Source organism: Curtobacterium sp. MCBD17_023 (assembly GCF_003224415.1).
In the GTDB taxonomy this organism is placed as follows: domain Bacteria; phylum Actinomycetota; class Actinomycetes; order Actinomycetales; family Microbacteriaceae; genus Curtobacterium.
Map to the genome: position 1 here is coordinate 15601 of NZ_QKLJ01000006.1, position 23964 is coordinate 39564.

The following is a 23964-nucleotide window of genomic DNA, read 5'->3' on the forward strand; positions in this document are numbered from 1 at the left end:
TGATCGGCAGACGGGCGTCGTCGTGGAGGTGCGGGTCAGGCGCGGGCCGCACGCAGCGCGCGGAGGTTCTCCTTGTCGGCACCCAGCGCGGTGAGGACCAGGACGACGCCGACGATCGCGTGGAAGACGTTGTCCGTCGTGTTCAGCGCGAGGACGTTCGCCGAGGTGGCCGAGAACACGAAGCCGTAGACGGCGAGCACGAGCAGCACGACACCGATGACCAGGTTCACCGCACGGGACCCGACCGTGTTGCCGAGGCCCACGATGAAGAACGCGGCGGCCAGGAGCGCCCAGATCGCGCACAGCGCGGGGTTCAGCATGAAGGAGTTCCAGAGGAACCCACCCTCGCGGCTGAAGAACTGTCCACCGTTGTCCTGGGCGAAGAAGAAGCCCAGGAAGCCCCAGATCGCGAACAACGTGCCGGCGGTCATCGCCAGTGCGCGGTTCGGCGAGGCGGTGATGCCCGGTTCCTTGATGGCCACTTCGGTCTCCTCTTCCTGCGCGACGATCGCGCTGTACGGCTGCCCGCCACCGCGACCTGTGTCACGCTGTCCGGAGGCGTGCTGTCCGGACACCTGTCGCAGGAGGGCCGTGGCCCCGCTCCGGAGGCCGGTGCTCCCAGCTCCCGACGGGCGCTGCAACGGTATCGTGTCGGACCCCGACCGACCGAATCGCTTCCCGCCCAGCAGGCGGACGGCGAGACCGACGACGATGACTCCGAGGAGGACGATGCCCGTGATCCGGACCCCCGAGCGCACCGCGCCGGAGTCCCGCGACGACGGACGTGGACCGAGCGTGTCCCGGAGATTCCGGTGGGCGCTGCTCGCGGCTCTGGGGTTCGTGATCGTGCCTTCCGTCTACGCGGTCGCGGTGTTGACGCCGACGGGGCAGCGGATCGAGGACGCCGCACTCGGCGGTGTCCGCGAGTCCGACCTGTTCGGGTCGGACACCGCCCTCAACGTCATCTCGGTCCCGGTGATCCTGCTGTTGGTCGTCGTGATCGCCGCCGTCGCGTTCGCACGCAGGCGGCTCGCCGTGGGGCTCGGAGCGGGCTTCGTGGTGCTCGCGTCCGCGGCCACCTCGACGTTGCTCAAGCGTATCGCCGAGCGCCCGGAGATCGCCCAGTCACCGACGCCCAACTCGTTCCCGTCCGGGCACGCGACCATCGCCCTCGCCGCGCTCTTCGCCGTGCTCATGGTGACGCCGCGACGTCTCCGTCCGGTGGTCCTGGTCGTCGGAGCGGTGTACGCCGTCTTCGTGGCGAACCAGACGGTGGTGTACGGCTGGCACCGGGTGAGCGACATCATCGGTGCGTGTGCGGTCGCCCTGTTCTGGCTCGGTCTCGTCCGGGCGGTCGGGCCGGCCGTCGACCGGGGCACGCGGGGGGACCGTGACGGGCATCGCGGCCCGCGCCGGGTCGTCACGGTCGTGCTGCTGCTCGCGGTCGCCGCGACGGTCCTCGTCGGGGTGGTCGCCCTGCTCGTGGGGACGACCGGCGGCGACCACGGGGCGATGCTCCTCGCCGGGCGCATGGCCTCGTCGGCGGGTGTCCTCGCCGTCATCACCGCGGTGTGGCTGGCGGACGGGATGCACACCGTGCCGCGCACGACCCGTCCGGACGGGCCGGCCGTCCGCGTCTGAGGCGACCGGAGCCTCCTGGCCGTCGCCGCCCACGCGTGGCGGGAACGCTCGCACGAGCCTGGCGGGAACGCCCGCCCGCGCCTGGCGGGAATGCCGTGACGTGCGCTACGTTGTACCCGTCGGTTCGATGCAAACGCATAGAACGGCACGGAAGCCAGCACACGACGGAGGCGGCGCATCATGCAGTTCGGGATCTTCACGGTCAGTGACGTCACGACCGACCCCACCACGGGAACCACGCCGGACGACACCCAGCGTGTCCGGGACATCCTGACCATCGCGCAGCACGCGGACCAGGCCGGTCTCGACGTCTTCGCGACCGGCGAGCACCACAACCCGCCGTTCGTCGCGTCGAGCCCCACGACGATGCTCGGCTACCTCGCCGGCGTCACGAAGGACATCACCCTCTCGACGTCGACCACGCTCGTCACGACGAACGACCCGGTGCGGATCGCCGAGGAGTACGCGATGCTCCAGGTCATCTCCGACGGCCGCATGGACCTCATGATGGGCCGCGGCAACACCGGCCCCGTCTACCCCTGGTTCGGCAAGGACATCCGGCAGGGCCTCAACCTGGCGGTCGAGAACTACGCGCTCATCCGCCAGCTCTGGGAGAACGAGGTCGTCGACTGGCAGGGGCAGTTCCGCACACCGCTGCAGGGCTTCACCTCGACGCCGCGTCCGCTCGACGGCGTGGCGCCCTTCGTCTGGCACGGGTCGATCCGCACCCCGGAGATCGCCGAGCAGGCCGCCTACTACGGCGACGGTTTCTTCCACAACAACATCTTCTGGCCCATCCAGCACACCGAGCAGATGGTCGGGCTGTACCGCCAGCGCTACGAGCACCACGGTCACGGGCGCGCGGACCAGGCGATCGTCGGCCTCGGCGGGCAGTTCTTCGCCCGGAAGAACTCGCAGGACGCCTGGGGCGAGTTCCGTCCCTACTTCGACAACGCCCCGGTGTACGGCCACGGCCCCTCGATGGAGGACTTCACCGCGCAGACGCCGCTCACCGTCGGCTCGCCGCAGCAGGTCATCGACCGGTACGCGACCATGAAGGACCACGTCGGGCACTACCAGCGCCAGCTCTTCCTCATCGACCACGCGGGCCTGCCGCTCAAGACGGTGCTCGAGCAGATCGACATCCTGGCCGAGGACATCGTCCCGGAGCTCCGCCGCATCAACGAGGCCGACCGCCCCGAACACGTGCCGGCGAACCCGCCGACGCACCTCGAGCGGGTGGCGGCCGCCCAGGCGGCCGGCACTGCCGGCGCCGATCACGTCGCGGCGCTCGACGAGTGGACCGGCGCCTCGGTCTGATCGGTCCGGGGTCGACCTGACGGCCGGGAGGCCCGGTGCCAGCTGGCACCGGGCCTCCCGTCCGTCGTCTGCTCGCGCGGGCGGCGCCACGGCCCTGCCGCGGCTCAGCGGGTGGTGTCCGCCGCCCGCTCCGGCCGCGCCGTCCGCCGAGCCGAGCCGCGCGGCGGGGCCGGACGCGCGGGCACGAGCTTGAGGCCCACGACGCAGCCGACGATGCCCGCGATGAAGACCACGCGCAGGACGGTGACCGGTTCGGCGCCGGTCGCCATGCCCCACAGGACGGTGAGGGCCGCGCCGGTGCCGGTCCACACCGCGTAGGCGGTGCTGATCGGGATGTGCCGGAGCACGTACCCGAAGGCACCCAGGCTCAGGACGATCGTGACCGCGAAGACGAGCGTCGGGCCGAGCCGGGTGAACCCGTCGCTCTCGCCGAGGGCGGTGGCCCAGACGGTCTCGAACGCGGCGCTGACGAACAGGACGACCCAGGCCATCAGCTCACGACCTTGAGTCCGACGACGCACGCGACCAGGCCGAGGACCAGCGCGATCCGGGCGACGGACGCGGCCTCCTGCCGACGGGCGATCGCGACGAGGACGGTCAGCGACGCCCCGATGCCGACCCAGACGGCGTAGGCGGTGCCGACCGGGATCTCCTTCATGGCGAACGCGAGCCCAACCATGCTCAGGGCCATGCCGGCGACGAAGACGATCGTCGGCACCACCCGCTTGAACCCGTTCGACGCGCCGAGCGCGGTGGCCCAGACGGCCTCGAGCACGCCCGACAGCACCAGGACGACCCACGCCATGTGCTCCTCCGATCCGAAGTCGTACGAGTGTGCGACTTCACGACCCCCAGTTCTAGCACGAAGTCGTACGACTGTGCGAACATTGCCGGATGGCGCGCAGCATCGACCTCGGGGAACGCCGTCGGACCGTCTCCGAGGCCGCCCACCGGGTCCTGGCCCGTGACGGCCTGGGCGCACTGTCCGTCCGGAACGTCGCCGCCGAGGCCGGACTGCCGCCGAGCACCGTCCGGTACGCGTTCCCGACCCAGGCGAGCGTCCGCGAGCACGCCATCGCGTTGGTCTTCGACCGCACGCGCGAGCGCATCGCCGCCATCCCGGACGACCTGCCGGCCCGCGACCGCGTCCGCGCCGTGCTCGTCGAACTGCTGCCGCTCGACGCCGAGCGGGTGGTCGAGCTCGACGTCTACCTGGCGCTCGGGAACGCCGCGCTCACCGACCGGGAGCTCCGGCCGACGCTCGACCGCGTCGTCGCCGAGATGCGGGAGTGGTGCGAGCGCGTCCTCACGATGCTCGGCGTGCCCGAGGAGGACCGCGAGTACGAGGCGCAGCGGCTGCACGCCCTCATCGACGGCCTCGCGATGCACGTCGCCCGGCTCGAGCCCGGCGCGGCGGGGGACCGGGCGATCACCGTCCTCGACCGGCACGTGGACGGACTCACGACGACACGCTGACCGCACCGCCGCACCGCCGCGCCGGGGTCGGCCGCCGTGGATGAGGGGTCTCCGCCGTCGGGCAGGGCACGGGCCCGCCGGTCGGGGTCCTCGGCGCCCGGTTCGCCTATCCTGTCCGGGTGACGAGCACCCGCGCCCGCCCCGTCACGACGCGCTCCCGCAGCCTCACCGGTCCCGGTCTGGTGCTCGCCGCCGTCGTGGCGCTCCTCGCCGTCCGCATCGTCTCCCCGGCGGTCGGCACCGCGGGGCTGCCGGACGTGCTGCAGGACTTCCTGACGCTCGCGATCAGCCTCGTCGTCGAGTCCCTGCCGTTCGTCGTGCTCGGCATCGTCCTGTCGATCGTCGTCGAGGTGTGGGTCCCGCACGGCGTCCTCGAGCGGATCCTGCCGACCCGGCCGATCCCGCGCCGAGCCGTGATCTCCCTGATCGGCATGCTCTTCCCGGTGTGTGAGTGCGGCAACGTCCCGCTCGCGCGCGGCCTCATGCTCCGCGGGTTCACCCCGGCCGAGGCGGTCACGTTCCTCGTCGCGGCGCCCATCCTCAACCCGCTCGTCATCATCAGCACCGCGCAGGCATTCGGGTGGTCCGGGTGGATCCTCCCCGCCCGGATCGTCGGCGGCTTCGTCGTCGCGAACCTCGTCGGCTGGATCGTCGCCGCACACCGCCGACCCGCCGACCTGCTCCTCCCCGCGTTCGAGGCCCGGTGCCGCGCGGCCGTCGGTGCCCCACCGGTGCGCGACAAGTGGCGGGAGAGCGCGTCGCACTTCGGTGGCGAGACCGCGACGATGATGCCGGCCCTGTTCGTCGGTGCGGGCCTGGCGGCGGCGATCCAGGTCGCGGTGCCGCGGAGCACCCTCGTCGCGGTGGGGGCGAACCCGGTGCTGTCGGTGCTGGCGATGATCCTCCTCGCGATGACCGTGTCGCTGTGCTCCAACGTGGACGCCTTCTTCGCGCTGTCCTTCGCGTCGACGTTCCTGCCGGGGTCGATCACCGCGTTCCTCATCATCGGGCCGATCATCGACGTCAAGATGATCGCCCTCCTCCGCACGACGTTCCGGGCACGCTTCCTGGTGCTGCTCGCCGTCGTTTGTGTCCTGTTCGCCGCGACCGTCGGGTTGGTGATGAATGTCCTCGTCTGAGCGCACCGCGCTGCGCCGCACCCTGCTCGGTCTCGGGTCGGTGCTGGCCGTGGCCGTCGGCACCCTGTGGCTCGGCATCGCCGACCACCTCGACCTGTACATCAACCCCCGCTACGCCACCTTCACCCTCGTGCTCGCCGCCGTCGCCGTGCCCGCGTCGATCGCGGGGCTCGTCGTGGTCGCCCGCCACGGCGCCCACGCGCACGACGGTGACCCGGAACCGCGGCCGGCCGAGGGCGGGCGCCTGCTGCACGTGGTGCTCGGGTCCGTCGCGGCGCTCGTCACGATCGGCACCGTCGTGGCGATGCTCGTCCTGCCGCCGACCACCCTCTCCGCCCGGACCGCCCAGCAGCGGAGCGTCGGGTCGGCCTCGCTGTCCGACGCGACGGGTACCGGTGCGCCGGTGACGCTCCTGGGCAGCGAGTCCGTCGACACGTCCGAGTACGGCGTGAAGGACTGGGCGGCGCTCATCCGGCAGACGACCGACACGACCGCGCTCGTCGGCCGCAAGCTCACCCTGACCGGGTTCGTCGTCCCGGGATCCGACGGGTCCTTCACGCTCACTCGCTTCGTGGTCAGCTGCTGCGCCGTCGACGCCCAGCCGGTCGGCATCGGCGTGACGACCGACGACGCCTCCCCGCAGGAGGGCGAGTGGGTCCGGGTCGAGGGTGCCCTCGCCGCGAACCCGGACACCGCCTCGGACGCCCGCCTCGTCATCCGCGCGGCCCGGGTCAGCCCGGTCGAGCAGCCCTCGGACCCGTATGAGTACTGAGTCCCGTCCGCGTCGCCCGGTCGCGCACCGCTTCCGTCGCCGCTTCGTCGCCACGGTCCTGGTGCTCGCCGTCATCGCCGCGCTCGCCGCCGTGGTGGGGACGCAGCAGGGGCCCCGGCTGCGCTCGGTGTCCTACGACGCCGGCGACCTCGTCACCCGACCGGCGCAGCGGGTCATCCTCACCGCGAACCAGGCCGTACAGCAGGTGCCCGCCTCCGCCGTGCGCGTCCGCCCCGCGGCACCGTTCTCGGTCACGTCGAGCGGCAACACCGTCGCCGTCGAGTTCGCCGGACCGCTCGCCTACGACCGCGAGTACACGCTCACCGTCCGCGGGGTGCGGGCACCCGGACAGGCTGCGACGTCGGAACTGCGCACGACGATCCGCACCGGGACCACGGACGTCCTGGCCGTGGTGCCGGGGACGGACGGCGGTCCGGACAGCATCGTCCGCCGGGGCCTCGGCGCCGCGGGCTCGCGGACCGTGTACCGCGCGCAGGGCATCACGGAGTACGCCGTCCTGGCCCGCTCCCTCGTCGTGCTCCGGGACGACCGGGACGGCGGGTCCGCCATCGACATCGTGCCGCTCGCGGGCGGGGTGCAGGACGACGCCGTGCCCGTCGAACGCCTGTCGATGCCGAGTTCCCGCGGCTCCGCGAAGGCCCTGCACGCGGCCGACGACGGCTCCTCGTTCGGGTTCGTGTACGCCGACACGTCCTCCGGGCGCTCCGAGGACGTCGGCCTGTACGTCGTCGACCTCACCGGCACGCACCAGCCCGAACCCGTCGCCGCCGACGGCACCCCGACGGCCGGGGCGACCCCGATCTCCGTGGCACAGTGGGCGTACGTGCCCCGGACCGCGAGCGCCCTCGTCCGGACCGGCGCCGACGACCTCGTGCTCGTCGACATGAGCGGTCGGAACGACGCCGTCCGGCTGGGGTCGGCGACCTACCTGCACGGCTTCGTCGGCTCCGGCACGACCGCCGTGGTCGAGACCGGCAACGGGATCGTCCAGCTCGACCTGACCGACGGCGAGCGGACGGACCTGCCGGCACCGGCGGCCAGCACCGACTCGGCGTACCTCGGGCGGATCGCCCCGATCGCGGAGGACGTCTACCTGCGGGTGGTGGGCTCGGTCCGCGAGGACGGGACCCTTGCCGCGCGCATCCTGCGGGTGGACGGGGCGCGGGCCTCCCGGCTCGCGGTGACCGTGCCCGACGACGCGAGCATCACCGCGGTCTGCCCGTCGCCGAACGGGCAGTTCGTCGCCGTGGCGACGCAGTCGTCCGACGGTGCGCTCGTCAGCGTGGTCGATGCCACCTCGGGCGCGCTCGAGGCCTCGCTGGCCGGGACCGCGATCGACTGGTGCAGCGCGCTGCCGACGGGCGACGAGGTCGGCTGAGGCACCGGCACCGGCACCGGCACCGGTCGACCGGTCAGTGCCGCAGCGTCTGCCGCGGGTACTCGCCGAACCGGTTCAGGTACTCGCCGGAGAACCGCCCCATGTGGCTGAACCCCCACCGCGAGGCGATCTCCGCGACCGAGGCCGACCCCGGCTCCGCTGCCAGCAGGTCCGCCCGGACGTGCCGCAGGCGGACCTCACGCAGGTAGTTCATCGGGGTGCGGTCGAGCGTCCGCTGGAACGACTCCTGCAGTGCCCGGACGCTCAGGTCGGCGGCGCGGGCGATGTCCGACACGCTGAGGGGCTCGCCGGCGTGCTCGTGCAGGAACTCCACCGCGGCGCGGAGTCGGGCGTTGCGGCGCTCGCCGTACCCGTCCGGCTGCGTCTCGCCCTGGAACCGGTACAGCCCGAACAGGGACCGAGCGACGTCGCGCTGCGCCTCGTGCCACGCGAGCGACGAGGGGCCGTCGACCCGGAGCGAGCGGACGGCGGCGGCGACGGAGCCGCGCCAGACCTCGATGGCCGCGGCCGTCGGTGGCGTCCGGCGGTCGAACGCGAGGGTGCCGTCGACCAGGAACTGCTCGGCGGCCACGTCGAGCACGAGGTCCCGGCGCAGGTGGACGAGGCGCTGGTCCCAGTCCTCGTACTCCATCTCGAAGCGCTGCTCGACCGGGAAGAGGGTCGGGACGCCCGGCTGCATGCGGACCTCGTCCCGGCCGACGTCCACGCGGGCACGACCGGCGTCGATCCACTGCACGACGACCTCGCCCTCGACGGCGACGTCGCCGCGGAGGTGGCCGTGCATCTGGGAGCGACGGATGCTCATCCGGTCGTCACCGACGCCGACGTACTTGTACCAGTAGTCACGGTCGATCGGCGAGGAGTACCAGGCGCGCCCGGCGTACATGCCGGCGAGGTCCTGGATCGCGCCACCCGTGTCGGTCCCCGACACGGCGACGATGGCGGCGGCGGGCGCCGGGGTCTCCGGGGTCGTCATGCTCTCACCTTCTCCCGGAGCGGCGTCCGGATGCGAGTCGCCCGGCGCGGTGTGCCCCGGTGGACGGCGTTCCGTGGACCTTCGGGGGCGGGTACGGAGGTTCCGGTCAGGATCGCGACGGGGTCGGAGTCGGACGGGAGGCCCGTCACCAGCAGGTGGCGGGCCTCCCGTCCGGTGCGTCCCGGCCGGCGACCGCCGGACGGGAGGGGAGGCGTCGTCAGGCGAGCGTGGCGGCGTCGATGACGAAGCGGTAGCGGACGTCCGAGTTCAGGACGCGCTCGTAGGCCTCGTTCACCTGGTCGGCGCTGATGAGCTCGGTCTCCGGCAGGATGCCGTGCTCGGCGCAGAAGTCGAGCATCTCCTGGGTCTCGCGGATGCCGCCGATGGACGAGCCCGCCCAGCTGCGGCGGCCCGGGAGCAGCGCGAACGCCGGGACCTCGAGGGGCTCGGACGGCGCCCCGACGTTGACCATCGTGCCGTCGACCTTGAGCAGGCTCAGGTGTGCGGCCATGTCGATCTTCGCCGAGACGGTGTTGATGATGAGGTCGAACGAGCCGCGCAGCTCCTCGAACGTCTCCGGGTCCTTCGTCGCGTAGTGGGCCTTCGCGCCGAACTTCAGCGAGTCCTCCTTCTTGGAGGTCGTCTGCGACAGGACGGTGACCTCGGCACCCAGGGCGGCGGCGATCTTCACGCCCATGTGGCCGAGTCCGCCGAGGCCGACGATCGCGACCTGCATGCCGGGGCCGGCGTTCCAGTGGCGCAGCGGCGAGTACAGCGTGATGCCGGCGCAGAGCAGCGGCGCGACCCGCTCGATGTCGAGCGACTCGGGGACGCGGAGGACGAAGTCCTGGTCGACGACGACGGCCTGCGAGTAGCCGCCCTGCGTGATGGTGCCGTCGGCGCGGTCGACCGAGGCGTAGGTGCCGGTGTTGCCCTGCAGGCAGTACTGCTCCTGGCCGGCGAGGCACTGCTCGCACTCGCGGCAGGAGTTCACCATGCAGCCGACGCCGACGAGGTCGCCGACGCGGTACTTCGTGACGTCGGAGCCGACCTCGGAGACGTGACCGACGATCTCGTGACCGACGACCTGCGGGTACTCGATGCCGCCCCACTCGCCGCGGACGGTGTGGATGTCGGAGTGGCAGATGCCGGCGTAGTCGATGTCGATCATGACGTCGCCGGGCAGGAGGTCGCGGCGCTCGATGGTGGTCTTGACGAGCGGTTCGGTCGCGGACGGTGCCGCGTACGCGTTGACGGTGCGCAAGGGTCTCCTCGTGGGGTGGGGATGACGGGCCGGGTGCGGCCCACCGTCGATCCTGCCCCCGTCGCCCGACCTGAGACAGGTACGGACGGAGCACCCCTCGCGGTCCGGGGGGTCAGCGGGCCGTGCTGCTGGAGGCCCGGACGACCAACCGCACCGGCTGGACGTGGTGCCGCGGGGGCCCGTCGTCGCCGGCGATGCGTGCCAGGAGCTCCTCGGCCCCGACCCGGCCCATGGCGTCCGGATCGGAGGCGATGACCGTGATGCCGAGGACGTCCGCGAGGTCGAAGTCGTCGAAGCCGACCAGGGCGGGCCGGTCCGTGCGGTCGACGAGTGCGCGGAGTGCCCCGGTCGTGATCCGGTTGTTCGTGGTGACGATCGCGGTCGGCGGCTCCGGGGCGTCGACCAGGTCGCGCACGGCACGCGAGGCCTCGTCGAGGTCGTGCGAGTCACTGCGCACCCACCGTTGCCAGTCCGGCACGCCGGCCGCGCGCATGGCGTCGCCGAACGCGTGCACGCGCTCGCGGTGGGTCGACAGTCGGCTGAGGTCGCCGACCAGGCCGATGCGGCGGTGTCCGCGTTCGAGCAGGTGCTCGACCGCGGTCCGGATGCCGCCGGCGTTGTCGAGGACGACCGAGTCGGCGTCGACGTCCGCCGGTGCGCGGTCGAGGAACACCACGGGCGTGCCGAGGGCCCGCTCGCGGGCGATCAGGGAGTGGTCGTCGTCGGCGGACACGACGAGCAGGCCGCTGACACGGCGTTCGACGAGCTGCGCCACGAGGGTGCGCTCCCGGTCGGCGTCCTCGTCGTTCGAGGTGGACAGCAGGCTCAGCCCCGGTGCGCGGAGTGCGCGCTCGGCGCCCCGCGCGATGCGTGAGTAGAAGGGGTTCGCGACGTCGCCGGTGACGAGCCCGATCGTGGCGGACCGTCCACCGGCGCGGAACTCGCGCGCGAGCGTGTTCGGGCGGAACCCGAGCTCGGCGGCGACGGTCAGGACCCGTGCCGCGGTGTCGGCGGCGACGTACCGCTCGCCGTTCACCACGCGTGAGACCGTCTTCATGCTGACGCCGGAGCGCTCGGCGACGGCGCGCAGCGTGGGTCGCTCGGTGCTCACCCCGTCATCGTACGGTTGTCCGGTTTGCTGGGCGTTCCTTGACACGACTCACACGGAACCGTTAGAAACGTCGGGTGTGACAACGCTGTCATGGTCGACGCGGCGTCACTCCTCCCCAATCTCGGAAGGTGACGATGTCGTCATTCGGTTCCCGGCGCAGCCGGACCATGCACCAGATCAGCGGTCGGCGCGGCGGGTTCGGGACCCGTGCCACGGCCGTCGTGCTCGGGGCGGCGCTCGCCGCATCGGGTGCGCTCCTCGGGGCCGTGCCGGCGCAGGCCGCGTCCGGACCCTTCACCACCTCCTTCGAGGAGGGGGACACGGCGCCCCTCGCGAACACCCCGCTGACGCCGTCGACGACCGTCACCGGGTCGACGCTGCCGCCCGGGAGCCTCCTCGGTCACGTCACGGGCGTCACCGCCGACGCCGAGAACCCGCCGAACGAGGTCGCCGCCGGCCTGGCCGACGGGAACGCGGGCTCGAAGTGGCTCGCCTTCCGGAACACCGGCGTCGTCACCTACCGGCTCGACCAGCCCGAGACGCTGCGGGCGTACTCGCTCACGAGCGCCAACGACGCCCCCGGCCGTGACCCGTCGGCGTGGACGCTCGAGGGCTCGACGGACGGCACCACGTGGACCACGGTGGACACGCAGACCGCGCAGACCTTCAGCGGCCGTGGGAAGACGAACACGTACACCGCGGCGACGCCCGGCTCGTACGACCGGTACCGCCTCCGCATCACGAAGAACAGCGGCGACGGGATCACCCAGCTCGCCGACTGGAGCATCTCCGACGGATCGACGACCCCGCCCCCGCCCAGCCCGATGGTCACCCGGGTCGGTAACGGTCCGGTGTCTGGACTCAACATCCGCTCGACCGTCGGCTTCAGCGGGACCAAGGCGCTCCGCTACGCCGGCGCACACGTCGCCGCCGGTCCGGCGAGCGCGACGAACGTCCTCTACGACGACGTCGCGATGCCGATCACCGCGGACAGCGAGCTGAGCTACAAGCTCTTCCCCGAGCTGAACGGGGACACCACCTACCCGGCGACCTACGCCGCGGTCGACCTGCAGCTCAGCGACGGCTCGCTCGTCTCCGCGGACCCGCAGGTCACCGACGAGAACGGCAACCGCGTGTCGGCGGAGGCCCTCGGTGCCGGCAAGGTCTTCTTCGTCGACCAGTGGAACTCCATCCGGATCCCGCTCGGCGCACTCGCCGGCAAGACCGTCGACAAGGTGCTGTTCACGTACGACGACGACGCCGCGGGCACCAGCGCGTCGACGAAGTTCCAGGGCTGGGTGGACGACATCCGCATCGACCCGGCGGCCGAGCGCATCGACGGCTCGAGCCTGACGGACTACGTCGACACCCGCCGCGGCACGAACTCCTCCGGCGGCTTCTCGCGGGGCAACAACATCCCCGCCGCGGCCGTCCCGAACGGCTTCAACTTCTGGACGCCGATGACGGACGCGTCGAGCCAGTCGTGGGAGTACTCGTGGCAGTCCGACAACGACGCCGACAACCTGCCGCGCCTCCAGGGCATCGGCATCTCCCACGAGCCGAGCCCGTGGATGGGTGACCGCAACCAGCTCGCGATCATGCCGTCGACCTCGGGCGCGACGCCGAACGCCTCCCTCGATTCCCGTGGACTCACGTTCGACCACGCCGACGAGGTCGCCCGACCGGACCTGTACTCCGTGAAGACCACGTCCGGGACGGTGGCCGAGGTCACCCCGAGCGACCACGGCGCCGTGCTCCGGTTCGCCTTCCCGGCGAGCAGCGGCAGCGTCGTCCTCGACAACGTCGGCTCCGACGAGCGCACCTCGATCACGATGGGCGACGACGGCACCGTGACCGGGTGGACCGAGGGCGGCTCCGGCCTGTCCGTCGGAGCCACGCGGATGTTCTTCGCCGGTCGGTTCGACACGGACCCGTCCGGCACCGGCACCGCCGCGGGCGACCGCAGCAGCGCCCGCTACGCCTCGTTCTCCGGGCTGACCGGCGACCACGTCGTCGAGCTCCGCCTCGCCACCTCGTTCATCTCCCTCGACCAGGCGCGGCACAACGCCGACCTCGAGCTCTCCGGCAAGTCGTTCGAGCAGGTCCAGCAGGCCGCCGCCGCCCAGTGGAACGAGCGGCTCGGTGTCGTCACCGTGCCGCAGTCCGCCGCGAGCGACACGCAGCTCCAGGCGCTCTACGGCTCGCTCTACCGGATGAACCTCTACCCGAACTCGCAGCACGAGAACACCGGCACCGCCGGGGCACCCGTCTGGGAGCACGCCAGCCCGAACGTCGCCCCGAAGGGTGCGGCGACCGCCACCACGACGAACGCCGTCGTGAAGGCCGGCAAGGTCTACGTCAACAACGGCTTCTGGGACACCTACCGCACGGTCTGGCCGCTCTACTCGATGCTCTACCCGGACGTCGCGCAGGAGCTCGTCGACGGGTTCGTCCAGCAGTACCGCGACGGCGGATGGACGCCGCGCTGGTCCTCGCCGGGCTACGCCGACCTGATGACCGGCACGAGCTCCGACGTCGCCTTCGCGACCGCGTACCTCGACGGTGCGGTGGACACGAAGACCGCGCTCGAGGCCTTCGACGCCGGGTACAAGAACGCCACGACCGTCTCGACCGACGTCTCCGGCGCCGGACGCAAGGCGCTCGACCAGTCCGCCTTCCTCGGCTACGTGCCGGACTCGCTCCACGAGAGCGTCTCGTGGGGGCTCGAGGGCACCATCAACGACCACGGTCTCGCGGAGATGGCCGAGGCGTTGGCGAAGGACCCGGCCACGCCCGCCGACCGCGTCGAGGAGTTGGAGACCGCCGCGGCGTACCTGCACGACCGGGCGGAGGACTACGTCAACCTGTTCGACGCGGACGCCGGGTTCTTCCAGGGCCGGAATGCCGACGGGTCGTTCGAGGTCCCGGCGGACGAGTTCGACCCGGCCGAGTGGGGCGGCGCCTTCACCGAGACGGACGGCTGGAACTTCGCCTTCCACGCCCCGTTCGACGTGCAGGGCCTCGCCGGCCTGTACGGCGGCGACGAGCAGCTCATCGCGAAGCTCAAGGAGTTCTACGCCACCCCGGAGACGGCCGAGAACGTCGGCTCCTACGGCGGGCAGATCCACGAGATGCTCGAAGCGCGGTCGGTCCGTATGGGCCAGCTCGGCATGAGCAACCAGGTCTCGCACCACATCCCCTACATCGCGGCAGCTGCCGGCGACCCCTCGCTCACGCAGCAGGTCGTCCGCGAGAGCATGCGACGCCTGTTCGTCGGCAGCGACATCGGGCAGGGCTACACCGGTGACGAGGACAACGGCGAGATGTCGTCGTGGTTCGTGTTCTCGGCGCTCGGCCTCTACCCGCTCGCCCAGGGCTCCGGTCAGTACACGATCGGTTCGCCGCTCTTCTCGCAGGCGACCGTGCACCTGCCCGGAGGCGACCTGCGCGTGAACGCGGCGGGCAACAGCGCGCAGAACGTCTACGTGCAGTCGGCCTCGTTCGACGGGAAGCCCCTGGACCGTGCGGTCATCGCGCAGTCCGACATCGCGAAGGGCGGCACGCTCGACTTCCGCATGGGGTCGACCGCGTCGAACTGGGGTGCCGGCAAGACCCAGGGTGCCGAGGGGCTCGACGCCCCGGCCGTCGCGCCGAAGCCGCTCGTCGACGCCACGACCTCCGGCTTCGGGGTCACGACGAGCGACGACGACACCGCCGTCGGCGCACTGACCGACGACGAGTCCCTCACCGCGACGACCTTCTCGAGCGCCACCCCGGCGATCACGTGGAAGTCGTCGCAGGGCCCGGTGACCGTCGACCAGTACACGCTCACCACCGCGGCGAGCGGCGGCCAGCCCACCTCGTGGAAGCTCGAGGGCTCCAGCGACGGCAGCACGTGGGTGCCGCTGTCGACCGTCGCGAAGAGCACCTTCGACGCGCCGCTCCAGACTCGTCCGACCACGATCGAGAACCCTGCCGCGCTGACCTGGTACCGCCTGTCGGTCACCGGGACGAGCACGGGGAAGGCGCCGTCGATCGGGGAGTTCGAACTCCTCGCCGACAGCAGCAAGACCACCAGTGCGTTCGCCGTCGAACCGACGCCCGGGCTCACCGCGGAGGTCGGGCAGTCGTTCACGGGTGACCTCGCCGCGATCACCGGACCGGGCACCGAGGCGTCCGACTACACGGTGACGGTCGACTGGCAGGACGGGTCGGACCCCCAGCAGGTGACGCCGACGAAGTCGGCGCTCGGTGCCTGGGAGGTGCCCGGCGAGCACACCTTCACGACGGTCGGCGAGCACACCGTGCACGTCGTCGTCCGTTCCGGCACGGAGATGGCGAGCACCGACGTCCCGGTGACGGTCTCGCGCACCGCACCGAGCCTCCAGGGCGCGTTCGACAACGTCTGCCTCGGTGACCCGGGACAGGCCGCGAACTGCGACTTCGGCGGCCGCGGGTTCTCCCGCTCGGCGCTCGCCGCCGACGGGTTCGTCCAGGGCACGACGAACACCGTGCCGGGGACCGACCTGACGTTCGACCTGCCCGCCGTGGAGCCCGGCGAGCCGGACAACGCGACCGGGAACGGCCAGACCATCCCGGTCCCGACGGGCACGGACATCACCGAGCTCGCCGTCATCGGCACCGCCAACGAGCGGGCGCAGCAGACCGTCGGCACGATCCGGTACTCGGACGGGACCACCGCCGACCTGCCGATCGAGTTCGGCGACTGGGCGGCCTCGCTCGCGACGCTGCGGTTCGGGAACACGGTCGTCGCGTCGAGCGACCACCGCACCGTCGGGGTGAACGGCAGCGACCGGATCGCGGCAGGGGTCTTCGCGACCCCCGTCACCACCGTGCCCGCCGGCAAGCAGGCCGTGTCGATCACCCTGCCGACCCAGACCGGCTCGCCGTCGAGCGCAGGACGGATCCACGTCTTCGCGATCGCGACGAACGGCACCCGGGTGCCGACGACGGCGCTCACGGCCACGGCCGGCGAACGCCTGAGCGGCACCGCCGGCGAGGAGGTCTCGGGCACGCTCGCGACCGCCACCGGCGGCACGATCGGGACCGGCACCACGACCGTCACCGTGAACTGGGGCGACGGGTCCCCGCTCGAGGAGGCGATCGTCACGGTCACCGACGGCACCGCGACCGTCACCGGTGGTCACACCTACGCGACGGCGGGCAGCCGGGAGGCCGTGGTCACGGTCGACGACGGCACCGGCAGCACGAGCGTGCGGACCCCGGTCGAGATCGCGGCGGCTCCGGTGTGGACGCCGACGCTCACCACCTCGGCCGGGTCGGGGGTCCGTCCGCGGGCCACCGTGCACGTCACGGGTGCCGGCTTCGCCGCCGGTGAGACCGTCACGGTGACCGTCGACGGAGAGGTCACCGGCACCACCGCGGTCGTCGCAGCCGACGGGTCGGTCGCCTTCGACGTCACGGCTCCGGGTCGTCCGGGCAGCCACAGCGTCTCGGCGATCGGTGACCGGTCGGCGACCCTGGCGACCGTGGCCTTCCAGGTGGTCGTCCCCGGCAACGGCGGGGGCAACGGCGGGGGCAACGGCGGCGGGAACGGCGGCGGCTCCGGGAACGGGGGCGGCAACGGCGGTCCGGGGCACGGCGGCGGCCACGGTTCGTGGGCGCCGGAGTTCCGGCTCCTCGCCGAGGCCGGCACCGAGGGCACCGTCGTCGGCTACTCCGGCAGCGGCTTCGCACCGAACGAGCGCGTCACCCTCACCCTGCACAGCAAGCCCCTCGTGCTCGGCACGGTGACCGCGAACGCCGACGGCGTGCTCAGCGGCACCTTCACGGTCCCGTCGGCAGCACGGCCCGGTGCCCACGAGGTGCAGGCGCGCGGTGCGACGTCGGCCGTCACGGTGAGCGCCGCGTTCCGGGTGCTCGCCCGGCCCGCAGCGGACGCCGGACGCGCACCGGCCGAGCCCGGGCGCTGGGGCGGCCTGGCCTCCACCGGGTCCGACGTCGACCCGGCCCGCTGGGGCCTCGTCGCCGGAGCGCTCGTGCTGCTCGGCGCCGGGATCACCGCGACCGTCGCGGTCGTGCGGCGTCGTCGGAGTCGGCTCGGGTAGCGGCGGGACACGGACGGGAGGCCCGGTGCCAGCTGGTACCGGGCCTCCCGTCCGTGTGTACGCGTCGTGGCCATCGCTCGCTGTCGCGCTCGGGGCCAGCTCCTGACCCGTGGTCCCTCCGCTCGTCCTGCGGCTGCTCGCTCGCCCGGACGTGAGCGCGGGCGCGGGCGAGCGCGGGCGTGCGCCGGGCGCGGGCGCGTCCGACCGCCGAGGTCAGCCCTGGGCGCGCGCCATCCGCTCGCCGGCGATGCGCGCGAAGCGCAGCGGGTCGCGGAGTGCATCGTCGGGCTCGCCCGTGGTCTGCGTGGCGATGACCGTGAGCGAGGCCGCGATCGAGAACCCGTCCAGGCGGGCAGCGACGTCACCTGCGACGAGCGTGACCGGCGTCCCGGCAGCGGCCGCGATCGCCGTGACCACCGTCGGGGTCTTGCCGGCCGCGGTCTGTCCGTCGAAACGCCCCTCGCCGGTCACCACGAGGTCGGCGGCGGCCACGGCGTCCGCGAGGCCGAGCGCCTCCGCGACCGCTCCCGCGCCGCTCCCGACACGTGCGCCCCACGCGAGGAGGCCGAAGCCCGTCCCGCCGGCGGCCCCGGCGCCCGGTGTCGCCGGGTCGACCTCGGGGAAGTGCGCTGCCCAGCGGGCGAGACGTGTCTCGTGCACGGCGACGCGGTCGGGGGTCACGCCCTTCTGCGGGCCGAAAACCGCTGCCGCTCCCTCGGGCCCGAGCAGCGGTGACGTGACGTCGCTGAGGACGGTGACGCCGCGCGGGGGGAGCGGTCGCAGCGACGTGCGGTCGACCGCGGCCACGTGGTCGAGCAGGGTGCCGCCGGTGGCGCTCGTGGCGTCGGCGTCGGCGCTGTCGTCCAGCGCGATCCCGAGTCCGAGCGCCCGGAGCGCCCCGATCCCGCCGTCCGTCGAGGCGCTGCCGCCGATGCCGAGCAGGAGGCCGGTCGCCCCGGCGTCGAGCGCGGCCGCCACCGCCTGCCCGAAGCCGGTCGTGTGCGCGGAGTCGGGCTCCGGCTCGTCGAGCAGACCGACCCCGCTCGTCGCCGCGAGTTCGACGACCGCGCGGCCGTCCGGCAGCTGGAGCCAGGCCGCGTCGACGAGGCGACCGTCTGGTCCGGTCACCCGCACCGGCACGCGCTCACTGCCGGGGACGGCGGCGGCGAACGCGTCGAGCGTGCCCTCCCCGCCGTCGGCCATCGGGAGGACGACGAGCTCGTCGTCGGGCCGTTCGGTCCGCCAGCCCTCCGCGACGGCCGCGGCGATGTCGGCCGCGGACGCGGTGCCCTTGAAGGAGTCCGGTGCGATGACGACGCGCATGGGGTCACGCTACCGGCGCGCAACCCGCTCGCCGGGTTGGATGAGGGGATGACCGCCGCACGCCCTCGCCGCTCGCGCGCCGTCGTCGGGCTCGCCTGGCTCGCAGGGGTCCTCTGGGGTGTCGCGATCGCGGTGACGATCACGGTGATCGTGCTGTTCTCGCGTCTCCCCGGTCCGCTCGGTGCCGATCCGGGGCGTGACGAACGCGTGCTCCTGATCACCTGCTGTGCGTTCCTGACCCTCGCGATCCCGGCCGCGGGGGCGACCGTCGCGCTCGTCGTGGTGCGGCACGTTCAGTTCGGGCCCGCTGTGCCCACCCGACCGGGAACGGGACAGTAGGCCCCACGCTGTCCGCAGCCGGTGGGGCAGCCGCACAACCCTCGGCACCGCGCACATCACCCTCCGCCTACCGTTGCCGCCATGACCGACGACCGCCGACGCGAACTCGGCTCCACCGACGCACCCGTGGAGGACGAGCTCGCCGAGTCCTTCGACGCGACCATCGAGGAGGGCGCCGAGCGGCTCCAGCGGACGACCCGTGCGGTCCTGATCACCGGATTCTTCGGCGGCCTCGAGGTCGGCCTCGGCGTGATGGCGTACCTGGCGGTCCTCACCGAGACCGACAGTCACCTGCTCGCCGGACTCGCGTTCGGCATCGGCTTCATCGCCCTGCACCTGGCGCACAGCGAGCTCTTCACCGAGAACTTCCTCATGCCGGTCGCGGCCGTGGTCGCCCGCGAGGGGACCGTGCTGCAGCTCGTGAAGCTCTGGGGCGGCACGCTCCTGGCGAACCTGGCGGGCGGCTGGCTCTTCATGTGGCTCGTCGTGCACGCGTTCCCGCAGTGGCACGTCACCCTGGCGGAGTCGGCCCGGCACTTCATCGACGCGCCGTTCGGGCTGCAGAGCATCGTGCTCGCCGTCCTCGGTGGCAGCACCATCACGCTGATGACCCGCATGCAGCAGGGCACCGACTCGGACCCGGCGAAGCTCGTGGCCGCCGTCGCGGGCGGCTTCCTGCTCGCCGGCCTGCAGCTCTTCCACTCGATCCTGGACTCGCTGCTCGTGTTCGGCGCGATCCAGTCCGGCGAGGACATCACGTACGGGCAGTGGCTCGGGTGGTTCGGCTACACGCTGCTGTTCAACGTCCTCGGTGGGCTGGTGCTCGTGACGGCACTGCGGCTGCTCCGCACGAAGGAGCTCATGCAGGACCGGCGCCACGACTCCCAAGACGACCCGGAGCGCGCCGACCACGAGCAGGGCTGACGCGCGGCGGTACTCAGGCCAGACGGTTCAGAGCGCGAACCGCGGGTGCGGCACCCCGCCGGTCGCCAGGTCCGCGAGCATCTCCCCGAGCACCGGCGCGAACTTGAACCCGTGTCCGGAGAACCCGGTCGCGACGGTCAGCGGTCCGCGGCGGTCCATCACGAAGTCGTCGCTCGGGGAGTTGTCGTACAAGCAGCTGATCAGCGCGGGAGCCGTGGCATCGACGCCCGGCACGAACCGGGCCACGTACGCCTGCAGCCGCTCGACCTCGGCGGCGACCGGTGTCCGGTCGCGAGCGTCGGGGTCGACGACCGGGCCGATGCCGTGGAACCCGACCTTCACGCCCTCGCCCGGCGTCAGCAGGCCGTACACGTCCCCGCCGTCGAGCGGGTAGTGCACGAACGACGGCCACGCGGCGTCCGGCAGGTGGGTGGGGAAGTGCGCCGGCTGCTCCTGCGTGACCCGGATGGCCGGGAGGCTCGCCCCGCGTCCGGCGAACAGCTCGCCGACCAGCGTGGGCGCCCAGGAGCCGACGGCCGCCACGACGCTCGGCGTCGTCACCGCGGTGCCGTCGTCGAGGTGGACGGTCACGGTGTCGCCGTGGTCGTCGAGCCCCGTCACCCGGACCCCGAAGCGAAGGGCCGCTCCGTCGGACGCGGCCAGGTCGAGCAGCGCCTCGATCGTCTCGGCCGACCGGATCCGGCCGGCGGTGCCGTGCGCGAGCACATGACCCTCGAACGCCAGTCCCGGCCAGCGGGCCCCGGCCTCGTCGAGGTCGAGCCGCTCGAACGGCACGCCGGCACGCTCGAGTGCGTGCGCGATCGCGTCGATGACCTCGGGCCGACCGTGGTCGACGGCCCCGGTGCGGTCGAGCAGGGTCCGACCGGACGCGGCCTCGAGTGCTGCCCAGGCGTCCCAGGCGCGCTGCGTGAGGGTGACGTAGTCCGGCTCGGTGTAGCCCATCCGGAAGATCCGCGTCGCTCCGTGTGAGGAGCCGTGCTCGTGCCCGCGGTCGTGTTGTTCGACGAGCAGGACCTGCTCCCCGCGAGCAGCCAGGGACCGGGCCGCGGCCGCACCGACGACACCTCCACCGATGACGACGTGGTCGAGCCGCGACGTCCACGGAGTGGATTGTCGTCCGGCCGGGGCATGGGGCATGCCTTCACAGTAGGGCGTCCGTCAGGGCGGAGGTGGTCCGCCCGACGTGGCGCTCGTCCGACGCGACGCCGTCGATCCCGGCTTCCTCAGCCGATCAGCGGACGGGTCTTCCTACGAACTCGTGGGGGTGTGACCGCCACTCGCTCGTCCTGCTCCCGAGCCTCCGCTCAGCGCTCGATGGGCGTGGTCGAGTCGCGCACGCGACCGCGCTGCGGGTAACCGCTTGCTGTTCTCCAGGGTCGCCAGACCGTGGACCGTCGCCCAGGCCACCTCGGCTTCGGTGTCGTCCGGGCCGGGGAACGCCGCGCGAACCCCGGCGAAGGCGCGCTTGAGCGCGTCCGGGCCGCGTCCGGAACCGAACTCGAGGCCCGACGGCATCGAGAACATCGCCTCGTAGACGCGCGGTTGATCGGCGGCGAAGTCGAGGTAGGCCTGCATCCGCGCCAGTGGCTCCGCAGGCACGGCCTCCAATGCGGTCGCGATCGCTTCGAACCCGGCGAGCGCGACGGCGTCGATGAGCGCCTGGCGGCCGCCGGCGAACGCGGAGTAGATCACCGGCTGGGTCACCCCGATCTCGGACGCGAGCCGACGCATGGTGACGGCTTCCCACCCCTCGGCTTCCGCGACCCTGCGAGCCGCCCGGAGGATCTGGTCGCGCCGGAGATCAAGGTCAGGAGCAGGTCGTGGAGACATAGGTCCAGAGTAGCAAAACGCGGTTACATAACAACGGTAGACAACGGCCCCATCGACTGTTAGCGTCGAGGCATAACGTCGTTAGACAACAACGGAAGGTCCTCCCATGGTCATCACCGCCCTCGTCGTCGCCGTCCTCGGCTGTCTCTTCATCCTCTTCATCGGCGGCCGGTTCCTCGTGGCTCCGGCGATCGCCACCGCCGGGTTCGGCGTCGCCGAGGACCGGCGGCGAGCGTTCACGAGCATCAAGGGCGTCCGCGACATCACCTCCGGCATCGTGCCGCTGGTGGTCCTGCTCGTCGCCGGCCCGCACGTGTTCGGCTGGGCGCTCCTCGCCGCGGCGATCACGCCGATCGGTGACGCCGTCATCGTCGTCACGAACGGCGGAACCCTCCGCCAGGCCCTCGGCGTGCACGCGGCGACGGCACTCGTGCTCGTCATCGCAGGCCTCGTCCTCGCACTCGGCTAGATCGGACGCCACTCCTCGCGGCTCGGCCGCCCCACCACCCACCCCGTACCTCACCCTGCTCCACCACCACGAAGGGCAACACGCATGCGCACCACGAACGAGCACGACGACACCGACGGAACCGCCATCGAGGACATCGTGCGGGCCTTCTACCAGCCCTTCCGCACCGGGGACACCACTGTTTACGACGAGGTCCTGGCCGAGGACTGGACGGACCTGCCCCTCGCACCCGGCCAACAGCAGGGGCCTGCCGGCATGGCCGCTCAGATCGCCCTCTTCCGCCACGCGATGCCGGACTACGCCGTCGAGCACCAGGACGTCATCGTCCAGGACGACAAGGTCGCCGTCCGCAACACCGTCTCCGGGACGCACCAGGGTGCATTCATGGGGACACGAACCCACCGGCAAGCGCATCGAGATGCGCACCATGGACGTGCACCAGGTCCGCGACGGGAAGATCATCACCACCTGGCACCCCGAGGACTTCGCCGGCCTCATGAGCCAGCTCAACGCCCCTGCAGACGCCCCGACCCCGGCACCCTGGGGCTGAACCGAGTCACCTCCGGAGAGGGCAGGAACTCATCCCGAGTCCCTGCCCTCTCCGCGTGCCTACGCTGCGGAACGCAGCCTGTCCGCACTGCTGGGGATGTTCGTCGACGACGTGGCGCTCGTCCGCCGCGACGCCGTCGACTCCGTCTTCTTCAGACGATCCGCGGCCGACGGTCCGTCCCTATGGTCGGCGCAACCCGCGGATGAGCAGCGCGCTGCACACCAGCATCACTCCCGAAAGCAGCACGGCACTCCCGAGGATGGCTGCCGATGTGCTCCCCGCCACGAAGGACACGAGGATGCCGATGACGGCGAGCGGAGCGCCGATGAGCAGGCCCACGAGGTCGGCGGCTCCCTGCTGTTGTGGCTTGTTCATCCGCTCAGGCTAGCGGCGGACAAGAAGGCGTATCCGACCGCTCAGCACCCGTATCGGTCGCCGATCGGCTCCCGACGATCGGGCCTGATGCGTTCGGGGTGCCACTCGTCGTCCAGGCGAGTCCTACGCTGGGCCCATGCTCCCGAGTGATGGGTCCGAGCAGCAGCGATCGGAACACCGTGTGCTCACACGCCGTCAGTACGAAGCGATCTTCGGAGTGCCTGCAAGCATCACGGCTCCGTCGATGAGAGCGGGCGTTCCGGTGCCCGCGGTACCGCCCGAGGACGCGGTTCCAGTGCCGATGGTGGGGGAAGTGGACGTGTGGTTGCCCGAGTGGCAGGTCGACGCGGACGGCTTCGACGTCGCCGTGGGTGATCGCATCCAGTGGTCGCTGGTCGAGATGGATCAGCGATGGGTCGACCGGCTTCTCACCGAGCCGAGGACGGTGTCACTCCAGCTCGACTTCTATGTCGAGGACCGCGACGACGCAGACCAACTGACTTGGCATGACCTCACCGGGACGGTCACCCGCATCGACCAGGTCTCAGCTCGCTACGTCAGCTCCCGCGACCCAGCAGAGGGTGGCGCGCGGATGCCTGAGGCTGGTGGTGCACAGCAGCACAGCGTGTCCTCACTCTGGGATCGCCGACCCCATCACGGCGCGATCACGAGCTGGATCGTCCGCGTCCAGTCCTGATCGACGACGATTCTTCGCCCGCGCTCTCGCTGATCTGCCCGGAGCGGCTGCGGCTCGTGGCATCGGGTCTGCTCCTGCGTCACCGGGATGGCCGGGAGGCTCATCCCACGTTGTGCGAGCACCTCGCCGACCAGCGTGGGCGACTAGGAGTCGACGTCCGCCACCATGCTCGGCGCCGTCACCAAGGTGCCGTCGTTCAGATGGACGGTCACGGTGTCGCCGGTGTCG

Annotated in this window: 23 protein-coding genes and 1 pseudogene; 14 read left to right on the top strand and 10 right to left on the bottom strand. The window is 72.1% G+C overall.

All coding sequences use genetic code 11. The features are described 5' to 3' along the window. Positions 1–35 precede the first annotated feature (35 nt). The gene (locus DEI84_RS09460; RefSeq protein WP_146234198.1) at positions 36–482 is read right to left on the bottom strand and encodes a DUF4383 domain-containing protein; all 447 of its coding nucleotides are present in this window, start codon (positions 480–482) and stop codon (positions 36–38) included. A gap of 247 nt (positions 483–729) precedes the next feature. On the opposite strand from DEI84_RS09460, the gene DEI84_RS09465 reads away from it, so the two are divergent. Continuing rightward, positions 730–1641 (top strand): phosphatase PAP2 family protein, encoded by a 912-nt coding sequence (locus tag DEI84_RS09465; protein WP_181420404.1) that lies wholly within the window; start codon positions 730–732, stop codon positions 1639–1641. Between the two features lie 180 nt (positions 1642–1821). Further along, the gene (locus DEI84_RS09470) at positions 1822–2961 is read left to right on the top strand and encodes a CE1758 family FMN-dependent luciferase-like monooxygenase (protein ID WP_110890625.1); all 1140 of its coding nucleotides are present in this window, start codon (positions 1822–1824) and stop codon (positions 2959–2961) included. Positions 2962–3065: 104 nt separating this feature from the next. Here DEI84_RS09470 and DEI84_RS09475 read toward each other — a convergent pair whose 3' ends face one another. Both DEI84_RS09475 and DEI84_RS09480 read right to left on the bottom strand, forming a co-directional pair. Beyond that, positions 3066–3452, bottom strand: coding sequence for a multidrug efflux SMR transporter (locus DEI84_RS09475; protein ID WP_110890626.1), 387 nt, complete (start codon positions 3450–3452; stop codon positions 3066–3068). Beyond that, entirely contained in the window at positions 3452–3766 is a 315-nt protein-coding gene (locus tag DEI84_RS09480; protein WP_110823171.1) for a multidrug efflux SMR transporter, read from the bottom strand. The genes DEI84_RS09475 and DEI84_RS09480 overlap by 1 nt, the downstream gene beginning before the upstream one ends. A gap of 89 nt (positions 3767–3855) precedes the next feature. Here DEI84_RS09480 and DEI84_RS09485 point away from each other — a divergent pair, with 89 nt between their 5' ends. From DEI84_RS09485 to DEI84_RS09500, 4 genes are all read left to right on the top strand, one after another. Then, the gene (locus DEI84_RS09485; protein ID WP_110890627.1) at positions 3856–4437 is read left to right on the top strand and encodes a TetR/AcrR family transcriptional regulator; all 582 of its coding nucleotides are present in this window, start codon (positions 3856–3858) and stop codon (positions 4435–4437) included. Positions 4438–4556: 119 nt separating this feature from the next. Continuing rightward, positions 4557–5576, top strand: a complete 1020-nt coding sequence (locus DEI84_RS09490; RefSeq protein ID WP_181420405.1) for a permease — start codon at positions 4557–4559, stop codon at positions 5574–5576. Then, entirely contained in the window at positions 5563–6348 is a 786-nt protein-coding gene (locus tag DEI84_RS09495; protein ID WP_110890628.1) for a TIGR03943 family putative permease subunit, read from the top strand. Before DEI84_RS09490 ends, DEI84_RS09495 begins: the two co-directional genes overlap by 14 nt. Further along, positions 6338–7747: a hypothetical protein gene (locus tag DEI84_RS09500; RefSeq protein ID WP_110890629.1), complete on the top strand. Its 1410-nt coding sequence runs from the start codon at positions 6338–6340 to the stop codon at positions 7745–7747. The genes DEI84_RS09495 and DEI84_RS09500 overlap by 11 nt, the downstream gene beginning before the upstream one ends. Positions 7748–7781: 34 nt before the next feature. Here the strand turns inward: DEI84_RS09500 and DEI84_RS09505 are convergent, their stop codons facing one another. The 3 genes from DEI84_RS09505 to DEI84_RS09515 form a co-directional block, all read right to left on the bottom strand. Next, positions 7782–8744, bottom strand: coding sequence for a helix-turn-helix transcriptional regulator (locus tag DEI84_RS09505; RefSeq protein ID WP_110823179.1), 963 nt, complete (start codon positions 8742–8744; stop codon positions 7782–7784). A gap of 217 nt (positions 8745–8961) precedes the next feature. After that, complete coding sequence (locus tag DEI84_RS09510; RefSeq protein ID WP_110890630.1) at positions 8962–10008, bottom strand: NAD(P)-dependent alcohol dehydrogenase; 1047 nt, start codon at positions 10006–10008, stop codon at positions 8962–8964. Between the two features lie 112 nt (positions 10009–10120). After that, positions 10121–11119, bottom strand: coding sequence for a LacI family DNA-binding transcriptional regulator (locus DEI84_RS09515; RefSeq protein WP_220032727.1), 999 nt, complete (start codon positions 11117–11119; stop codon positions 10121–10123). A gap of 167 nt (positions 11120–11286) precedes the next feature. Between DEI84_RS09515 and DEI84_RS09520 the strand changes: the two genes are divergently transcribed. After that, positions 11287–17208 (top strand): GH92 family glycosyl hydrolase, encoded by a 5922-nt coding sequence (locus tag DEI84_RS09520; RefSeq protein ID WP_110890631.1) that lies wholly within the window; start codon positions 11287–11289, stop codon positions 17206–17208. A gap of 213 nt (positions 17209–17421) precedes the next feature. On the opposite strand, the gene DEI84_RS09525 is transcribed toward DEI84_RS09520, so the two are convergent. After that, on the bottom strand, positions 17422–18531 hold the full coding sequence (locus tag DEI84_RS09525; protein WP_110890632.1) for a glycerate kinase: 1110 nt from the start codon (positions 18529–18531) through the stop codon (positions 17422–17424). Between the two features lie 48 nt (positions 18532–18579). Between DEI84_RS09525 and DEI84_RS09530 the strand changes: the two genes are divergently transcribed. Together DEI84_RS09530 and DEI84_RS09535 are read left to right on the top strand one after the other, a co-directional pair. Next, positions 18580–18870 carry a hypothetical protein gene (locus DEI84_RS09530; protein WP_110890633.1) on the top strand — a complete coding sequence of 97 codons (291 nt, stop codon included), beginning with the start codon at positions 18580–18582 and terminating at the stop codon, positions 18868–18870. 81 nt (positions 18871–18951) lie between these two features. Next, the gene (locus DEI84_RS09535) at positions 18952–19794 is read left to right on the top strand and encodes a formate/nitrite transporter family protein (protein ID WP_110890634.1); all 843 of its coding nucleotides are present in this window, start codon (positions 18952–18954) and stop codon (positions 19792–19794) included. Positions 19795–19821: 27 nt separating this feature from the next. On the opposite strand, the gene DEI84_RS09540 is transcribed toward DEI84_RS09535, so the two are convergent. Beyond that, complete coding sequence (locus DEI84_RS09540; protein ID WP_110890635.1) at positions 19822–20952, bottom strand: FAD-dependent oxidoreductase; 1131 nt, start codon at positions 20950–20952, stop codon at positions 19822–19824. Between the two features lie 46 nt (positions 20953–20998). Here DEI84_RS09540 and DEI84_RS09545 point away from each other — a divergent pair, with 46 nt between their 5' ends. Continuing rightward, positions 20999–21085, top strand: a complete 87-nt coding sequence (locus tag DEI84_RS09545) for a DUF2087 domain-containing protein (RefSeq protein ID WP_110890636.1) — start codon at positions 20999–21001, stop codon at positions 21083–21085. Here the strand turns inward: DEI84_RS09545 and DEI84_RS09550 are convergent. After that, entirely contained in the window at positions 21064–21645 is a 582-nt protein-coding gene (locus tag DEI84_RS09550) for a TetR/AcrR family transcriptional regulator (protein ID WP_110890637.1), read from the bottom strand. The genes DEI84_RS09545 and DEI84_RS09550 overlap by 22 nt on opposite strands. A gap of 106 nt (positions 21646–21751) precedes the next feature. On the opposite strand from DEI84_RS09550, the gene DEI84_RS09555 reads away from it, so the two are divergent. The 3 genes and pseudogenes from DEI84_RS09555 (at position 21752) to DEI84_RS15855 (ending at position 22664) form a co-directional block, all read left to right on the top strand. Then, positions 21752–22114 carry a DUF4267 domain-containing protein gene (locus tag DEI84_RS09555; RefSeq protein WP_110890638.1) on the top strand — a complete coding sequence of 121 codons (363 nt, stop codon included), beginning with the start codon at positions 21752–21754 and terminating at the stop codon, positions 22112–22114. An 84-nt stretch (positions 22115–22198) separates the two neighbouring features. After that, positions 22199–22450 (top strand): annotated as a pseudogene (locus DEI84_RS16085) (nuclear transport factor 2 family protein); the annotation flags it as partial. Between the two features lie 40 nt (positions 22451–22490). Beyond that, positions 22491–22664 carry an ester cyclase gene (locus DEI84_RS15855; RefSeq protein WP_220032888.1) on the top strand — a complete coding sequence of 58 codons (174 nt, stop codon included), beginning with the start codon at positions 22491–22493 and terminating at the stop codon, positions 22662–22664. Positions 22665–22844: 180 nt separating this feature from the next. Here the strand turns inward: DEI84_RS15855 and DEI84_RS09565 are convergent, their stop codons facing one another. Continuing rightward, the gene (locus DEI84_RS09565; RefSeq protein ID WP_110823197.1) at positions 22845–23039 is read right to left on the bottom strand and encodes a hypothetical protein; all 195 of its coding nucleotides are present in this window, start codon (positions 23037–23039) and stop codon (positions 22845–22847) included. 136 nt (positions 23040–23175) lie between these two features. On the opposite strand from DEI84_RS09565, the gene DEI84_RS09570 reads away from it, so the two are divergent. Continuing rightward, positions 23176–23736, top strand: a complete 561-nt coding sequence (locus tag DEI84_RS09570) for a DUF6578 domain-containing protein (protein WP_146236342.1) — start codon at positions 23176–23178, stop codon at positions 23734–23736. Positions 23737–23964 lie beyond the last annotated feature (228 nt).

What these genes read in the sequence shown, in the direction of transcription:
- DEI84_RS09555 (WP_110890638.1), top strand. Translation starts at nt 21,752, where the DNA reads ATGGTCATCACCGCCCTCGTCGTCGCCGTCCTCGGCTGTCTCTTCATC.
- DEI84_RS09550 (WP_110890637.1), bottom strand. Translation starts at nt 21,645, where the DNA reads ATGTCTCCACGACCTGCTCCTGACCTTGATCTCCGGCGCGACCAGATC.
- DEI84_RS09520 (WP_110890631.1), top strand. Translation starts at nt 11,287, where the DNA reads ATGCACCAGATCAGCGGTCGGCGCGGCGGGTTCGGGACCCGTGCCACG.
- DEI84_RS09470 (WP_110890625.1), top strand. Translation starts at nt 1,822, where the DNA reads ATGCAGTTCGGGATCTTCACGGTCAGTGACGTCACGACCGACCCCACC.
- DEI84_RS09495 (WP_110890628.1), top strand. Translation starts at nt 5,563, where the DNA reads ATGTCCTCGTCTGAGCGCACCGCGCTGCGCCGCACCCTGCTCGGTCTC.
- DEI84_RS09570 (WP_146236342.1), top strand. Translation starts at nt 23,176, where the DNA reads ATGCTCCCGAGTGATGGGTCCGAGCAGCAGCGATCGGAACACCGTGTG.
- DEI84_RS09540 (WP_110890635.1), bottom strand. Translation starts at nt 20,952, where the DNA reads ATGCCCCATGCCCCGGCCGGACGACAATCCACTCCGTGGACGTCGCGG.
- DEI84_RS09485 (WP_110890627.1), top strand. Translation starts at nt 3,856, where the DNA reads ATGGCGCGCAGCATCGACCTCGGGGAACGCCGTCGGACCGTCTCCGAG.
- DEI84_RS09565 (WP_110823197.1), bottom strand. Translation starts at nt 23,039, where the DNA reads ATGAACAAGCCACAACAGCAGGGAGCCGCCGACCTCGTGGGCCTGCTC.
- DEI84_RS09505 (WP_110823179.1), bottom strand. Translation starts at nt 8,744, where the DNA reads ATGACGACCCCGGAGACCCCGGCGCCCGCCGCCGCCATCGTCGCCGTG.
- DEI84_RS09475 (WP_110890626.1), bottom strand. Translation starts at nt 3,452, where the DNA reads ATGGCCTGGGTCGTCCTGTTCGTCAGCGCCGCGTTCGAGACCGTCTGG.
- DEI84_RS09530 (WP_110890633.1), top strand. Translation starts at nt 18,580, where the DNA reads ATGACCGCCGCACGCCCTCGCCGCTCGCGCGCCGTCGTCGGGCTCGCC.
- DEI84_RS09465 (WP_181420404.1), top strand. Translation starts at nt 730, where the DNA reads ATGCCCGTGATCCGGACCCCCGAGCGCACCGCGCCGGAGTCCCGCGAC.
- DEI84_RS09525 (WP_110890632.1), bottom strand. Translation starts at nt 18,531, where the DNA reads ATGCGCGTCGTCATCGCACCGGACTCCTTCAAGGGCACCGCGTCCGCG.
- DEI84_RS09535 (WP_110890634.1), top strand. Translation starts at nt 18,952, where the DNA reads ATGACCGACGACCGCCGACGCGAACTCGGCTCCACCGACGCACCCGTG.
- DEI84_RS09500 (WP_110890629.1), top strand. Translation starts at nt 6,338, where the DNA reads ATGAGTACTGAGTCCCGTCCGCGTCGCCCGGTCGCGCACCGCTTCCGT.
- DEI84_RS09480 (WP_110823171.1), bottom strand. Translation starts at nt 3,766, where the DNA reads ATGGCGTGGGTCGTCCTGGTGCTGTCGGGCGTGCTCGAGGCCGTCTGG.